A 14,012-nucleotide genomic window follows, 5' to 3' on the forward strand; every position below is an offset into this window, starting at 1 on the left:
GCACAGGAATTCACTTACGCTCCCCCTCGGCCGCGAGTGGATTCGCGCGAAGCACTCCACGAATCGGGCAAAAACAGCACGTACCCCGTTGTACCGGTTCGCCCATCACGAATCCGCACCGATTCTATCCGGATGTTTCAGCCCTCGTCCGAGTGGCAGATTCGGCTCGTGACAGAAGTCACATACTCTGGTTTTCGGAATTCTGCGGAGCAAATTGTTCGACAACCGGGACATTGCCCACCTTTTCCGGGGCAAGGATGCCGTCGATCGCCGCACGACCATTCGGAAGGGCACGGAGTCCGGGCGGACGACGCTACCGCTCACCCGCCGCGGACACTCACGGCATCGGCGCAGCCACCCCGTCGTCGTGGCGCCGTTGCGCCGCCGCGATCTCGGCATCGTGTTCCGCGCTCCACTCGACGAGCGGCCGAAGCCGTGCGACGAGGTCGCGGCCGAGGGGGGTCAGCGCGTAGGTCACCCGCGGCGGCACCGTCGGCTCGACCGTGCGCTCGGTCAAACCGTTCCGGACCAGGGTCCGCAGGTTCTGCGCCAGCATCTTCTCGCTGATCCGCCCGACCCGGTCGCGGAGCTGGGCGAAGCGGAGCGCCCCTTCGCTCAGCGCGACCAGGATCAGCAGCCCCCAGCGTCCGGTCACCTGCTCGAACACCGGACGTCCCGGACAGTCCTTCCGGAACACCTCGTCCAGCGGAGCCCCTGCCGCACCCTCGGTCCCTACCTGCACGGAACAAGCTTACTAAAATGTAAGCCCTTCTCCCACCGGGCCCACCACCCTATTCTGGCGGCATGGACGAGATCGCAGTGGACTTCTGGTTCGACTTCCTGTGCCCCTGGTGCTATATCGGTAAACGGCGTCTGGATCTGGCACTCGCGGAATTCGAGGGCGCAGCGGCCGTCCGGTTGCGCTACCGCAGTTTCGACCTGCACCCCGGTGAACCGAAAGATGCCGAACTGACCATTCCGCAGCGCCTGCAGCGCGATGTCGGGTTGACCCGGGAGCGAGCGGAAGCAGCGGTCGAGGAAGTCGACCTCCTGGCCGCCGAGCTCGGCTTGAGCTACCGCATGCGAGACGCACTGCTGGTGAATTCCTTCGACGCGCACCGGCTGTACCGTTTCGCCGCGGACCGGAACCGAGGAGAGGAGATGCGTGAACGGCTGATGCTGGCCTACACCGGCGAAGGGGCCAATATCGCCGATCACCCCACGCTGGTCCGGCTCGGCACCGACGCGGGGCTGGCCGAGGCGGACGTGCGGGCACTGCTGGCCGGCGACGACTACGCCGTGCCGGTGCACAGTGATCACGGCCGCAGCCGCGAGATCGGCATCCGCGGAGTCCCCACCGTGGTGATCGACGGCGGACCCGGCATCTCCGGAGCGCAGCCGCCGCAGGTGTACCTTCGGGCACTGCGCGCAGCGCTCAGCGCAGGTGCGCGATGACCTCGGCGAACGAGTCCCGTTCACTCTCCATCACATTGAAGTAGCTGAAGCCGTACCTGGCCCGCAGCATCACGAGTTTGTCGGCGATCTCCGAGGGGGAACCGATCAGCACGCCGGGATGTTCGTCCAGCTCGTCCGCGCCGAGCCGGATCTCGTTGCCCCACACGTCGGTGATGGCGGTGTCCGGCCGAGTGCGGAACACCCGGTGCACGGGGATGCCGAACTCGATTTCGTGCAGGCGGTGCCCTGCCAGCTTGCGCACATAGTCCACGCGCTCGCGAATCTCCGCCGGATCCGCGAGCACCAGCGGTTCGCCGTCGGGCACCGGGGCGGTGCCCGAGAAGCCGATGATGTCGGCGTGCTCGGCAGCGAGCCGCAGGACGCGGTCGCCGCGACCGGCGACCACCATCGGAGGCCCGGCCGGGACGACGAACCCGGGACGGAACGCGTGATCCGTTATCAGGTCGCGAAACTCGTGCACCGCGTGCTCGAGCAGCGTGACTCGCTGCCCCGCAGGCAACCACGGCACACCGGCCGACTCGAACTCGGCCCGGCTGTACCCCGCACCCAGCCCGATCTCGACCCGCCCACCGGAGTACTGGTCCAGCGTCGCGTAGTCCCTGGCGAGCACCCGTGGCCGGTACAGCGTGCTGCTCGACACATAGATCGCGAGCCGCAGGCGTTCGGTGGCCTCGGCGATGACGGCGACGGTCGGTACCGGCGCGAAACCACCGAGATGATCGGAGACGGCAATCGCGTCGTAGCCGAGCTGTTCGGCGACGCGGGCCGCCTCCACCCAGCCCCCGCGCCCGGTCGGGCCGAAAACGCAGAGTACGAAACGGAATCGGTGATCGAAGACGGTGCTCATCGGAGTGCCTCTCAGCAGGTGGTATCGGTCATCGAACGAAGGGCCGGCGCAGGCGGCCGGCGCGCAGCGTCTCCGCCCACCACGCGAGCCGGTCCAACATCGCCTGCGCCGCGATGTCGGCGGCAGCGGCGTCGTCGGGCTCGGTTCCGCGGAAGGTGTCCCAGGGGTTGTGGAAACTCAGCGATTCCCGAACGGTCACTGCGTGCAGCTCGGCAAAGATCTGCCGGAGGTGCTCGATGGCGCGCAGCCCCCCGCTCATGCCGCCGTAGGAGACGCAGGCGACCGGCTTCGCCGCCCATTCGGGGAAGTACCAGTCGATGACGTTCTTCAGCGCCGCCGGAAGGGAGTGGTTGTACTCCGGCGTCACGACAGCGAACGCATCGGCGGCAGCGAGTTCGGCGCCGAGCACATCCCGGACCGCCGCGACCTCCGGAGCCGGTGCGCGGTCCGGCTCGGGCATCACCAGCGGGAGCGGATGATCCAGCAGATCGACCGACCGAACGGTGAACCGGCCGTGTGCCTGAGCACGGGTGGCGAACCACCGGGCCGCTGTCGGCCCGAAACGACCGTCCCGCACACTTCCGACGACGATCACCAGCGTCAACGGCTCGGCACTCACGAGATCACCGTCACCTTCCGCTTTCCGGGCGCCCAGGCCGCCGCGGCGAAGACCACCGCCGCGGCCACCACCACCGGCGCCGAAGTCCGGCTCTCCCCGGATTCACCGATCGAGTGGCCGATCGCGATCAGCGAGACAGCCGCTCCCCCCTGCACCCAGAGCTGATAGACCAGCGCCCCGGCGGCACGGGACTCCGCATCGACGCCGATCGTCGACTGCGCGTTGAGCGCCGCGAAGGACAGCACCAGCCCCGCCGCGAGCGCCGTCAACACCGGCAGGAGCACCGTCCAGTACGGCATGGGATACCGGCTCAGGAAGTAGCCGAGCGCGCCGAGCAGAGCGAGCACGGCGCCCACCGCGATCGGCTTCGCCGTCCCGAAGCGTCCGAGCATTCGACCGGTGAACGGCACCGACAGCACCAGGGGCAGGGAAGCGGGAAGCAGCGCGAGCGCGATCACCGGTGCCGACCAGCCGTGGCTCGAGCGCAACTGCATCGAGGTGAGCAGCAGCGTGCCGATGAACGTCCCATTCAGTGCGGCCGCCGCCACCGCCGAGCGGAGCAGCATGCCCTGACCGAGGAGCGAGGCCGAGATCCGGGGGCGCGCCGGCACCGCGACAGCGGGAAGCACCGAACGTCCGGCGAACAGCAGCAGGAGCGCGACCGGAGCGGGCGCGAGCAGCGTCCACTGCCAGTTCACCGCGGTGAGCACACCCGAGAGCAGGAGACCGACGGTGAACCCGGACGCTCCGAACAGGGAATAGATCGAGACGGCGCGCCTGCGCGCGGAACCCTCCGGGTACACGGCGCCGATCACGGCGAGCCCGACCGGCGCCGTCAGCGCGACACAGCCACCCTTCACCACGCGGGCGGCGATCAGGAGTTCGATGCCGTCGGCCAGCCCACCGACGACCGAGGCGACGACGAACGCGGCCAGCGCCGTGAGGTAGACGCGCCGGACGCCGAACCGAGCGGTGATCGCGGGACCGGCGGCGATCATGGCGGCGAAGCCGAGGGCGAACCCGCTCAGCATCCACTGCGCGACCGACATCGACACCTCGAATCGGCGAGCTATCGTCGGCACCGCCAGCAGAACGATCGAACCCTCGATCGAATCGAGCAGCATGTTCCCCGACAGCACCGCCAGCAGTACGGCAGGTGTCCGGCGGCCGCTCGCGATGCCCGGCGGGGCGGAGTCGTCGGCGACCATCGGTCAGCTCGGTCGCATGTTCGCGGCGATGCGCTCGAGCACACCGTTGGCGGCGAGGAACTGATCTTCGGTGAGCCCCGCCAGTATGTCCTCGGCCTGATCGTTCACGATCGCCTCGGCCTCGACGTGTGCCGCCTTCCCCGCGTCCGTGAGCGCGAGGCGCCCCCGGTTCGCGACGGCCCAGCCGCGCCCGACGAAGTCCTCGACGATGCTGTCGCAGCTGGCGAGCCGATCGACCGTGAGGAAGGGGCGGAACGCGTCGTCGAGTGCGTCGACGCTGTCGACCCCGATCGCCAGCGCGTGCAATACCTGCCAGCCCCGCCGGTCCAGACGTTGCGCGGCCAGCGCCACCGCCATGTCGTCCTCGAAGTAGAGGTGCAGGAGCAGGAGCCAGTAGCCGAGCCGTTTGGTCGTGTTCTGCTGCAGCATCGAAGAATTCGCCCTTCACGATCACGATCGAATGTCACCAGGATCGCGGGCGTACCCAAAGCCGAGCTGAAGCCGATGCGCCGGGCTTCAGAACGGCTTCAGTTTCTCGGTGCCGTGCGGGGCTCTCGCGCGCCGGAGGCGAAGAATGTTCCGGTGCAGCGCGTCAGCGCGCGACCGCCCGGGACAGCAGGTCACGCAGTTGCCGCTGCTCGGCGGCGTCCAGCTCCCCGAGCGGCGTCTCCAATGCCATGACCTGCAGCAGTCTGTTCCGCAGCTCGGTTCCGGCCGGGCGCAGCACGAGCATCTTCGCCCGCCGATCGTTCGGATGCGGACGACGCTCGACGAGGTCGAGCTTCTCCATGCGATCGATGACGAAGGTGACGTTCGACGGCTCGCAGGACATTCGATCCGCGAGCTCGCGCATCGTTCTCGGCTCCCCGAGTTCGTGCAGGGCCATCGCCTGGGTAGCGGTCAGTCCCAGCGATCCCGCGCACTCGTGCATGTGGTCCTGGATCTGCCGTGCCACCTGGTTGACCAGCGCACACAGATCGCGCGCGCCGACAGCGGCATCGGGGGCGGTCCTCATGGCCCCAGTGTAGCCGGGAGATGCATCAAGTCTTGACTCTTGCAGCTTGAATAGTTCTAGCTCTAACATTCTTCGCGTGCTCGTTTCCGTTCTTCCACGCGAGAGGTACCGACGATGACCGGCGTCACCGATCCAAGTAGCCCGCCCTCGACGACCGCGCCCCCGGGCGAGCAGCCGAGCTCCGCACCGATGACCTCCCGCCAGCGGCTGACCCTGGCTGTCCTGCTCGGCGCCCAGTTCATGGTGGCCGTCGATTTCTCGATCCTGACCGTCGCGCTCCCGGTGATCGGCTCGGACCTCGGTTTTGCGCTGGCCGATCTGCAGTGGATCAGCACGGCCTTCGCACTCGCCTCCGCCGGTTTCATGCTGATGTTCTCCCGCATCGGGGACCGGATCGGCAGGCATCGGCTGTTCTTCGCCGGGATGGCACTGCTCACCGTCGGCTCACTGCTCGGCGGACTGGCCCAGGACCCCGCGATCCTGCTGGTCGCCCGGGTCGCCCAGGGGCTCGCGACGGCCGCGGTGATGCCCGCCGCGCTGGCGCTGCTCACCACCTCCTTCGCCGAGGGACCGCTGCGCACCAAAGCGCTGAGTTTCAACGGCGCGCTGCTCTCGCTCGGGTTCGCGGCCGGCGCGCTGCTCGGCGGTGTGCTGGCCGATCTCCTCAGCTGGCGCTGGAACTTCCTGGTGAACGTGCCGGTCGGGATCGCGATTCTGATCTGCGCCCCGCTGGTGATCACTCCGAGCCGGGGGGAGCAGGCCAAGCGGCTGGATCTGCCTGGTGCGCTCACCGTCACCATCGGACTCGTCGCACTCGTCTACGGGCTCACCGGAGCCACCGCCAACGGCTGGGGCAGCCTGGAGACGCTGCTGTCGCTCGCGCTCGCCGTGGTGATGTTCGGGGCGTTCGTGCTCGTCGAACTGCGCGCCCCCGACCCGATCGCGCCGCTGCGCGTGCTCTCCCGGACGACCGTGAAGTGGGGCAACCTCGCCGGGCTGATCACACTCTCGATGGAGAGCGGGCTCTCGTTCCTGCTCACGATCTACATGCAGCAGGTACTCGGCCTGTCCGTGCTGACCACCGGGCTGGCGTTCACACTGCTCGGACTCGGCGTCTTCCTCGGCGGCATGATCGCTCCGCGGGTGGTGGGCAGCCTCGGCCCCCGGGCTGCGCTCCTGCTCGGGCTCGTCGTTCAGGGTGTCGCCACCGGCGCGCTGGTCCTCATCGGCGACGAGGTCGGCACCGGTATGGCGGTACTGCTCGTCGGTTCGGCACTCGGCGGTGTCGGGCACGTGTGGGCCGTGGTGTCCTACACCCTCACCGCCACCTCGGCTCTTCCCGACACCGAGCAGGGGCTGGCCACCGCCCTGACCTCCATGACCCAGCAGATCGGCTTCACCCTCGGCGTCCCCATCCTCAGCGCTGTCGCTGTCGCATGGATGGGCCGGAGCGGTGACGTCGACTCCGCGACGACCATCCTCGGCGGTATCCGGGTGGCCATCGTGGTCGACGCCGCCGTCGTCCTCCTCGGCGCCTGGTTGATCAGTATTCTGCTGCGCCCGAAGCACTTCGAACAGCCGGGCACGGGCTCTCCGGAGCGCTGACCGCGGCTTTCGATGCGGCGCGAAGTCGTGCTACCCGACCGAGGGCAGGATCCGGCCGCGCACCTCGCCGAGTTCGATGCGGGTGCCGCCCGGCCCCGGCGCGGTCGCGGCGATGACGATCTCGTCCCCGTCCGCCAGAAACGATCGCTGCGCGCCGGCGATCTCGATCGGCTCCGAACCGTTCCAGGTCAGCTCGATACAGGATCCGCGCTGGTCGCGGGCAGGTCCGGAGACGGTGCCCGAGGCGAAGAGATCGCCGGTGCGGGCGGTGGCGCCGTTGCCGGTCAGGTGCGCGAGCATCTGTGCGGGCGACCAGTACATGCCCGCGTAGGGCGGGCGGGAGACGAGCTGCCCGTTCCAGGAGACGGCGAGATCGATGTCGAGCCCCCACGGCTCGGTGCCGCGCAGGTAGGGCAGCGGAACGGGGTCCCGGGGTGGGGTGGGGATGCGAGCGGCGTCGAGGGCGGCGAGCGGGGTGACCCACGGGGAGATCGAGGTGGCGAAGCTCTTGCCGAGGAACGGGCCGAGCGGCGCGTACTCCCAGGACTGGATATCGCGAGCGGACCAGTCGTTCACCACGACGACGCCGAAGACGTGCTCGGCGAAGGCGTCCGGGGTGATGCGCGCGCCGCCGACCCCGACCACGAATCCCAGCTCGGCCTCGATATCGAGGCGCCGCGACGGCCCGAAGACGGGGCCGTCCGGCGTCGCGAGCTGGCCGCACGGCCGGACGATGTCGGTCCCGGAGACGACGACGGTGCCCGCCCGCCCGTGGTACCCGACCGGCATGTGTTTCCAATTCGGCAGCAGCGGAGGTGAATTCGGGCGGAAGAGCCGCCCGAGGTTGGTGGCGTGCTGCTCGGAGGCGTAGAAGTCGACGTAGTCGGCGATCTCCACCGGCCGGTACAGGGTGACCTCGGTCAGCGGATACGAGGCGTCGAGTCCGGCGACGAGCGAACGGACTTCGTCCCAGCGCCGCGGCCCCTGCGCCATGAAGGCATTGAGGCTCGGCCGGGCGAACACATCGTCGCCGAGCGCGGCAGCCAGGTCGACGACCCCCTCCCCCACCCGGACCCCGACGCGCGGCGCCGCACCCCCGGCGGAGAACACCCCGTACGGCCGTGCCCCGTCGATCACGCCCATGACCAGGCGTATTCGGGATCCTCACACGCCAGCCCGCCCTCACCGAGCCCGAGCGGGGCGAAGGTGTCGACCATGACCGCGGTCTCCTCGAACCGCTCGGCGCCGAGCGAGCGCTCCGCCGCGCCGGGCTGCGGACCGTGCGCGTGCCCGCCGGGGTGCAGCGAGATCGAGCCGAGCCCGATCCCCGATCCCTTCCGCGCCTCGTAATCGCCGCCGCAGTAGAACATCACCTCGTCGGAATCGGTATTGGAATGCGAGTACGGGACCGGGATCGCCAGCGGGTGGTAGTCGACCTTGCGCGGCACGAAATTGCAGATCACGAAGCCACTGCCCGCGAAGACCTGGTGCACCGGCGGTGGCTGGTGCACCCGCCCGGTGATCGGCTCGAAGTCCGCGATATCGAAGGTCAGCGGGTACAGGCAACCGTCCCAGCCCACGACGTCGAACGGGTGCCTGGCATAGACCATGCGGGTGCCGGCGATGCCGCGCGCGGTGCGGTGCTTCACCAGCACCTCGACCTCGCTGCCGTCGGCCAGCAGCACCTCGGCTGGCCCGTGCAGATCCCGCTCGCAGTAGGGCGCGTGCTCCAGGAACTGCCCGAACCGGGACAGGTAGCGGTGCGGCGGCGCGATATGGCTGCTCGACTCGATCACGTAGGCCCGCAGCGGCTCCTCGCCGAGGGGGATCCAGCGGTGCGTGGTGGAGGCAGGCAGCAGGACGTAGTCGCCGCGCCGGGCCGGGAGCGCGCCGAAGACCGTCTCCACCCTGGCCGCGCCGGACTCGATGAAGACCACCTCGTCACCGGCGGCGTCCCGGTACAGCGGGGACTCCCGGTGCGCGACCACGTAGGAGATCCGCACATCGGCATTGCCGAGCAGCAGCCGCCTCCCGGTGACGACGTCGATATCGGCGGGGTCGGGGAACAGGTCGTGCAGCCGGAGATGCCGCGGTTTGAGCGGATGGTTGGGCACGGTCGCCTGATCGGGCAGCTCCCACACCTCGGCCGCGGTGATGGCCGACGGGCTGCCGCGATGGTAGAGCAGCGAGGAGTCCCCGGTGAACCCCTCCGCGCCCATCAGCTCCTCGGCGTAGAGCGCGCCGCTCGCATCCCGGTGCTGGGTGTGCCGCTTCGGCGGCACGTCGCCGAGGCTGCGGTAGTGGGCCATCCCTCAGGTATGCCACGAACCGGGCGCGCGCGGACCCCGACACGCAGACGAGCGCGGACCCGAGCCGATGGGCCCGGGTCCGCGCACGGTCACGGCGTCAGATCTCGACGATCTGCTCCTTCGGCGTCCGCGACGGGTGCCCGTCGGCCAGGAACTCCCGCGGGACGAGGTTCTCGATGTACGCCTTGATCAGCAGTGAGGTGGTCGGGGTGTACCACCGGGCTTGCGCGACGGCGCCGAGCATGATCCACAGCCCGTCCTGCGGGGTCGGCTTCCAGACATTGTTGATCTCGCCGTCGGTGCCGAAGCCCCAGACCTTGCCGACCTTCTCGCGCACCCCGGCGCCGAACCACTCCTCGATCGCGGTCTCGATGGGCTCGTAGCCGGTCGCGAGGATCACGGCGTCCAGGGGGAGCTCGTCGCCGTTCTTCAGCCGGACGCCGGTCGCGGTGAAGGTCTCGACGTCGTCGGTCTGGATGACGCCGATATCGCCGTCGATGATCCGCTGCGAGGCGCCGACGTCGAGGTAGTAGCCGCCGCCGGTGAGGAAGTAGCTGTAGAAGAAGCCGGTGTCCTCGGGGCCGGAGCCGATCTTCATGCCCGCCGCGCGGAGTTTGTCGTGCAGCTCCTTGTCGATCTCGTCGCCGAGCGCGGTCTGGGTGATGAAGTTCTGCTTCAGCTGGGGATACACCATGCCCGACATGAACCGGATGTCGATCAGCTCGACCGGGATGTCCCGGGGGTTGTAGGGCGCGTAGGAGAGGTTCGCGGTCTCGATGTCGAGCACGATCGCGGGCGAACGCTGCAGGATCGTGGAGGTGCCGCCCTGCTTGTGGATGTCGAGCGCGATGTCGTGGCCGCTCGTCCCGGTGCCGACGACCAGGACGTTCTTGCCCGCGTAGTGCTTGCCGTCGACGAATTTGCTGGAGTGCACGACCTCGCCGGCGAAGTCGGGCAGCCCGGCGATATCGGGGATGCGCGGCTTCTGGCTGCCGCCGGTGGTGAGCACGACGTGCCTCGGGCGCAGCTCCCGGACCGAGCCGTCGGCCTGCGCGATCCGGACGGTCCAGCGGCCGGATGCCTCGTCGTAGGTGCCGCCCTTGAACTCCGACGACGTCCAGAAGTTGATGTCGAGCGCCTCGACGTACGCCTCGAACCAGTTCGCGAACTTGTCCTTCGGGATGTACTCGGGGTAGCTGTCCGGGAACTTCAGGAACGGGAAGTAGAGCATGCCGTGCGGCTGGTGCAGCAGCAGCGATTCGTAGCGCTTGCGCCAGGTGTCGCCGACCCGCTCGTGCTTGTCGATCACCACGTTCGGCACGCCGAGCCGGTTCAGGTGCGCCGCCATCATCACGCCGAACTGGCCGCCGCCGACCAGCAGCACCTCCGGGTCGGAGTCGGTGAAGCTCGACTCGCTCTCGCGGTGCTCGGACCAGCGGACATCGGGGTGGGTGTCGTCGAAGCGGTCGCGGCGCGGCCAGTGCGGCGCGTGATCGCGCAGGCCGTCGATGCGGGTGAGCAGGTTGACGGCGCGCCAGCCCGCGGGCGCGGTGGCGTCCTCGACCAGGTAGGCGAGGCCGTCGGCGGTTCCGGCGTCGACGTCGAAGGCGAGGAAGACCTCGATGACCCGCGGCCCGCCCTCCTCCTGCGTGAGCGCGGGCACGGTCGGCTTGCTCTCGTCGACGCGGAAGTTGCGCGGGGCGATGCCATCGATACTGCCGAGGATCAGGTCGATCAGGTTGTCGCGGCCTGCGGCCTGCCGGAAGTTCCAGGTGAGCGCTCCCAGATCGCGATAGAAGCTCTCCTCGAGGAACAGCCCCTCGAATCGGCTCCGGTCGCGGGACGCGAAGGCCTCGTCGAGGGCTGCCAGCCATAGCCGGGCTCCGTCGAGCGCCGGATCGGTTGTGGCATCGAGAGTACTGGTCATGAAGTGCCCCTGAAGTGCGCGCTGAACCGACACCAACCGTGCGGTGTCCTGACGGTAACAACGCTTCCCTCCAGCGTCAATGCCATTCTCCTCTGTGGAGGAGTGCATTTCGCGGAACCGGAGCCGGACGACGCCTCCGGGGCCTCGCTCACCCTCGCCCGGGCCGGCGTCGTCGCCGGTCGGGCGGGTGAACGGGCCCGGACGGGGGCGGTGACCGCGCCCTCGGTCACCGGCCGGGAGACCTGGTCACTCGAGACCGGAGGCGTCCTTGGCGATGGCCGCGAGCCGGGTCTGGGCGGCGGAGACCACCCCGTGCCGGTTGCGGTGCGCTTCCTCGTAGGCGACGACGGCGCGGATGTCGCCGGGCTCGTCGAGGTCGCGGATCGCCTGGATGGTCTCGGTGGCGCCGAGCAGGTCGTAGTTGTGGACGGGCAGTTCGTCCTGGTCGAGCAGGCCGGTGGCGGTGCGCACCCGGTGCACGGCCTCGGCGGCGCCGTCCGCGCCCTCGTCGGTGGTGACCAGTTCGGCGGTGCGCAGCGCGGAGTCGCCGGCGGCGGTCGCCGCCTTCGCCGCGACCTCGGTGGCGTGCGCGCCGCGGGCGAGCAGCTGGTCGACGGCGGGCCTGGTCGCGCGGACGGTGTCCAGTGCCCGATCGATGCGCCGGGCCGACCAGGTGACCGGCAGGTTCACCAGCTTGACCGCGGTGCCGGTTGCCGCCTGCAGCGGGGTGCGGCGCAGCGCGGCCGGGCCGCCGAGCGCCTCCTCGGCGAGGACGGTGCCGAGCCAGTCGACGGTGGCGGAGTGCGCGGCGATCAGCCGGTCGGCCAGCGCCTCGGCCGTCGGATGGTCAGCGGCGGTGGCGAGCGCCCTGATGTAGTGGGCGCGGTCGAGCAGCTGGTGCTCGAGGGCGAGGTCGCCGAGCAGCGCCTCATCGAGCGGCTGGGCCTGCTCGCCGAGCGCCTTGAACGCGGCGGTCGCCCGGCCGAGCAGCGGGCCGATCAGCTGCGGGACGCCGCCGAGCTGGCGGATGACGGCTTCGATCGCGGCGGCGCGGGAGCGGCCGTTCTCCGCGTTCTCGGTGAGTTCGCGCCGGACCGCCTCGGTCCTGGCCTGGGCGACCCTGGTCTCGGCGAGCTGGATCTCGGTGTGCGTGAGGTCGCGGACGGCGCGCAGCTGGGTGAGCAGGGCCGTGGTGTCGCGTGTGCTCATGGAATTCGTCCTTCGACGTTGTCGTGAGCGGGCGGGACGCGATACACCGCACTGTGTACCGCCGTCCCGCGACTACCCCGGCGCACGCTCCGAAACCGGGCGTCGGGCGGCTTACCGGCGCGCGCCCCGCTGGTAGCGGAACACCCCCGCGCCGAGGGCGTAGGACAGGTGCCCGCCGAGCGCACCGCCGACCCCCATGGCGGTGAGCCCGAGCAGGCTCCAGGTCGTCGCGGCCCGATCGGTGCGCGCCCGGTAGGCCTTCAGGAACAGCGTGGTGGCCGTGGCGTTGGCGGCGGCGTGGATCAGCGCAACCCGGCGCGCCTCGGTGCCGAGCGCGGGGAACTCCGCCCAGCCGGTGACGACGGTCGGCACCGTGGCGGCGAGGCCGAGCCCGATCAGGGTGCGCGCGGCCTCGGGCTGCCCGAGTGAGCGCAGCACCAGCGAGGCGCTCCACGCGCCGATCGGCACGGTGACGAGCAGCGGGTGGACGGGGTGGCCGAGCCAGGAGCCGCGGAGCAGCCCCGCGGCCCTTCCCTCCCCGACGGCGCCCGCCACGAGCTCGGCCACCCGGGTGGCGGCCGGGTCGAGGCGTCCGGCGGATTCGGTGGTTCGCAGTGCGGTGTGCAGGTCCATGCCGCGCAGCTACCCCGTAGCGGCGCCGCGACACCCGCGATCCGTCAGGACCGCAGGGTGTCGCTCGGCGAGCGGCCGTAGTGCCTGCGGTAGGCGAGCGCGAAGCGGCCGGCGTGCGCGAAACCCCACTGCCTGGCGATGGCGGCGACCGTCCGGCCGCTGCCCGGCCCGGCGGCGACGAGCTGCTCGTGCACCGCGTGCAGCCGCAGCTGCTGCAGGTACTGCAGCGGCGTGGTGTCGAGGTGCTTGCGGAAGGCCAGCTGCAGCGCGCGCGGGGTGACGAAGGCGGCCGCGGCGACGTCGGCGAGCGCGATGTCCTCGCGCAGGTGCGTCTCCAGGTAGGCGACGGCGCGGCGCACGGTGTCGGGGCGGGCGTCGCGGCGGTCGGTCGCGGTCGGGCCGGCGAGCGCGGAGTTCGGCATGGTGGCGAGCACCGTGGCCGCCAGGTAGTCCGCGGCGGTGCCCGCCACCAGCGAGTCCGCGGGGAACTCCGGGGCGGCCGCGATCTGCTGCAGGTGTTTGATCACCGCGGTCAGCCTGCGGTTGGCGTTGTCGTCGAGCGGGCGATGGCCGATCAGCCGCACCGGCTCCCCGCCGCGCCCGGCCACCCGGTCCAGCAGCGCGGGGTCGAACAGGGTGATGTCGTAGCGCGCGGAGCGGATGACCCCGGAGTAGGGCAGCTCGGGCGGGGTCAGCAGCCCGGTCTGGCCGGGCAGGAAGGTGTCCGGCCCGGTGTCGTGGTAGTTCTCCTCGATCGCGCCGGTGACCACGCTGACCAGGCAGATCTTGTGCAGCGGATCGGCGTCGTAGGCCATGTCGAAGCCCAGGTGCAGCCGGTCCAGGTGCACCGGGCCGAGCATGTCCCTGCGAACGTGCGCCTCGGGCGCGCTCTGGCTGTCGTTGCCGATCCGCATGCTGGTGTAGTTCCGATTCAGGAACTCCTCGGTCTCGCTCAGGTTCGTGCTGTCGAACGTGAGGTTCCGCACCCGTCACCGCCCTCTGTCCAGTGCCTGGCCAGGTGATATCCCGCCCGCGCACGGCTGCTGGCTGAACCGCGTGACGTACCCCAGTGAACTACATCGTTCGCGATAGTCAACCGCATCCCTCCGCGCGTCGCGGCGCCGCCACGACGATGTCAGCGCTGAATACCACTGATTCCATTCG

14 protein-coding genes are annotated in these 14,012 nt (G+C 70.1%); 2 read left to right on the plus strand and 12 right to left on the minus strand.

Annotated features, from left to right (window positions below; all coding sequences use genetic code 11):
* Nucleotides 1-337: 337 nt before the first annotated feature.
* A complete protein-coding gene (locus ACFUJ1_RS01655) occupies nt 338-742 on the minus strand; it encodes a winged helix-turn-helix transcriptional regulator (protein WP_378641331.1) in 405 nt (134 codons plus the stop codon).
* 62 nt (nt 743-804) lie between these two features.
* On the opposite strand from ACFUJ1_RS01655, the gene ACFUJ1_RS01660 reads away from it, so the two are divergent.
* Nucleotides 805-1,455, plus strand: coding sequence for a DsbA family oxidoreductase (locus ACFUJ1_RS01660; protein WP_378641333.1), 651 nt, complete (start codon nt 805-807; stop codon nt 1,453-1,455).
* Here ACFUJ1_RS01660 and ACFUJ1_RS01665 read toward each other — a convergent pair.
* From ACFUJ1_RS01665 to ACFUJ1_RS01685, 5 genes are all read right to left on the minus strand, one after another.
* The gene (locus tag ACFUJ1_RS01665; RefSeq protein ID WP_378641335.1) at nt 1,436-2,323 is read right to left on the minus strand and encodes a TIGR03621 family F420-dependent LLM class oxidoreductase; all 888 of its coding nucleotides are present in this window, start codon (nt 2,321-2,323) and stop codon (nt 1,436-1,438) included. The genes ACFUJ1_RS01660 and ACFUJ1_RS01665 overlap by 20 nt on opposite strands.
* A 28-nt stretch (nt 2,324-2,351) precedes the next feature.
* Entirely contained in the window at nt 2,352-2,942 is a 591-nt protein-coding gene (locus tag ACFUJ1_RS01670) for an NADPH-dependent FMN reductase (protein ID WP_378641336.1), read from the minus strand.
* Nucleotides 2,939-4,150 (minus strand): MFS transporter, encoded by a 1,212-nt coding sequence (locus tag ACFUJ1_RS01675; RefSeq protein WP_378641338.1) that lies wholly within the window; start codon nt 4,148-4,150, stop codon nt 2,939-2,941. The genes ACFUJ1_RS01670 and ACFUJ1_RS01675 overlap by 4 nt, the downstream gene beginning before the upstream one ends.
* Before the next feature lie 3 nt (nt 4,151-4,153).
* Nucleotides 4,154-4,579 carry a hypothetical protein gene (locus ACFUJ1_RS01680; protein ID WP_378641340.1) on the minus strand — a complete coding sequence of 142 codons (426 nt, stop codon included), beginning with the start codon at nt 4,577-4,579 and terminating at the stop codon, nt 4,154-4,156.
* Between the two features lie 163 nt (nt 4,580-4,742).
* Nucleotides 4,743-5,165, minus strand: a complete 423-nt coding sequence (locus ACFUJ1_RS01685) for a MarR family winged helix-turn-helix transcriptional regulator (RefSeq protein WP_378641342.1) — start codon at nt 5,163-5,165, stop codon at nt 4,743-4,745.
* A gap of 189 nt (nt 5,166-5,354) precedes the next feature.
* On the opposite strand from ACFUJ1_RS01685, the gene ACFUJ1_RS01690 reads away from it, so the two are divergent.
* Entirely contained in the window at nt 5,355-6,770 is a 1,416-nt protein-coding gene (locus ACFUJ1_RS01690) for an MFS transporter (protein ID WP_378641344.1), read from the plus strand.
* A 30-nt stretch (nt 6,771-6,800) separates the two neighbouring features.
* Here ACFUJ1_RS01690 and ACFUJ1_RS01695 read toward each other — a convergent pair whose 3' ends face one another.
* From ACFUJ1_RS01695 to ACFUJ1_RS01720, 6 genes are all read right to left on the minus strand, one after another.
* Nucleotides 6,801-7,913 (minus strand): fumarylacetoacetate hydrolase family protein, encoded by a 1,113-nt coding sequence (locus ACFUJ1_RS01695; RefSeq protein WP_378641346.1) that lies wholly within the window; start codon nt 7,911-7,913, stop codon nt 6,801-6,803.
* Complete coding sequence (locus tag ACFUJ1_RS01700; RefSeq protein WP_378641348.1) at nt 7,904-9,079, minus strand: homogentisate 1,2-dioxygenase; 1,176 nt, start codon at nt 9,077-9,079, stop codon at nt 7,904-7,906. Before ACFUJ1_RS01700 ends, ACFUJ1_RS01695 begins: the two co-directional genes overlap by 10 nt.
* 97 nt (nt 9,080-9,176) lie before the next feature.
* Complete coding sequence (locus tag ACFUJ1_RS01705; RefSeq protein WP_378641350.1) at nt 9,177-11,006, minus strand: flavin-containing monooxygenase; 1,830 nt, start codon at nt 11,004-11,006, stop codon at nt 9,177-9,179.
* A 246-nt stretch (nt 11,007-11,252) separates the two neighbouring features.
* On the minus strand, nt 11,253-12,215 hold the full coding sequence (locus tag ACFUJ1_RS01710; RefSeq protein ID WP_378641352.1) for a ferritin-like domain-containing protein: 963 nt from the start codon (nt 12,213-12,215) through the stop codon (nt 11,253-11,255).
* Nucleotides 12,216-12,326: 111 nt separating this feature from the next.
* Complete coding sequence (locus ACFUJ1_RS01715; RefSeq protein WP_378641354.1) at nt 12,327-12,848, minus strand: DUF2231 domain-containing protein; 522 nt, start codon at nt 12,846-12,848, stop codon at nt 12,327-12,329.
* Nucleotides 12,849-12,892: 44 nt separating this feature from the next.
* Nucleotides 12,893-13,834, minus strand: coding sequence for a helix-turn-helix domain-containing protein (locus ACFUJ1_RS01720; RefSeq protein ID WP_378641356.1), 942 nt, complete (start codon nt 13,832-13,834; stop codon nt 12,893-12,895).
* Nucleotides 13,835-14,012 lie beyond the last annotated feature (178 nt).

Source organism: Nocardia sp. NPDC057227, assembly GCF_042669725.1.
GTDB classification, from domain to species: Bacteria; Actinomycetota; Actinomycetes; order Mycobacteriales; family Mycobacteriaceae; genus Nocardia; species Nocardia asteroides_A.

Bases quoted from the DNA above. Each gene is read 5' to 3' on its own strand.
- ACFUJ1_RS01660 (WP_378641333.1), top strand. From the start codon at position 805: ATGGACGAGATCGCAGTGGACTTCTGGTTCGACTTCCTGTGCCCCTGG.
- ACFUJ1_RS01665 (WP_378641335.1), bottom strand. From the start codon at position 2,323: ATGAGCACCGTCTTCGATCACCGATTCCGTTTCGTACTCTGCGTTTTC.
- ACFUJ1_RS01675 (WP_378641338.1), bottom strand. From the start codon at position 4,150: ATGGTCGCCGACGACTCCGCCCCGCCGGGCATCGCGAGCGGCCGCCGG.
- ACFUJ1_RS01680 (WP_378641340.1), bottom strand. From the start codon at position 4,579: ATGCTGCAGCAGAACACGACCAAACGGCTCGGCTACTGGCTCCTGCTC.
- ACFUJ1_RS01685 (WP_378641342.1), bottom strand. From the start codon at position 5,165: ATGAGGACCGCCCCCGATGCCGCTGTCGGCGCGCGCGATCTGTGTGCG.
- ACFUJ1_RS01690 (WP_378641344.1), top strand. From the start codon at position 5,355: ATGACCTCCCGCCAGCGGCTGACCCTGGCTGTCCTGCTCGGCGCCCAG.
- ACFUJ1_RS01695 (WP_378641346.1), bottom strand. From the start codon at position 7,913: ATGGGCGTGATCGACGGGGCACGGCCGTACGGGGTGTTCTCCGCCGGG.
- ACFUJ1_RS01700 (WP_378641348.1), bottom strand. From the start codon at position 9,079: ATGGCCCACTACCGCAGCCTCGGCGACGTGCCGCCGAAGCGGCACACC.
- ACFUJ1_RS01705 (WP_378641350.1), bottom strand. From the start codon at position 11,006: ATGACCAGTACTCTCGATGCCACAACCGATCCGGCGCTCGACGGAGCC.
- ACFUJ1_RS01710 (WP_378641352.1), bottom strand. From the start codon at position 12,215: ATGAGCACACGCGACACCACGGCCCTGCTCACCCAGCTGCGCGCCGTC.
- ACFUJ1_RS01715 (WP_378641354.1), bottom strand. From the start codon at position 12,848: ATGGACCTGCACACCGCACTGCGAACCACCGAATCCGCCGGACGCCTC.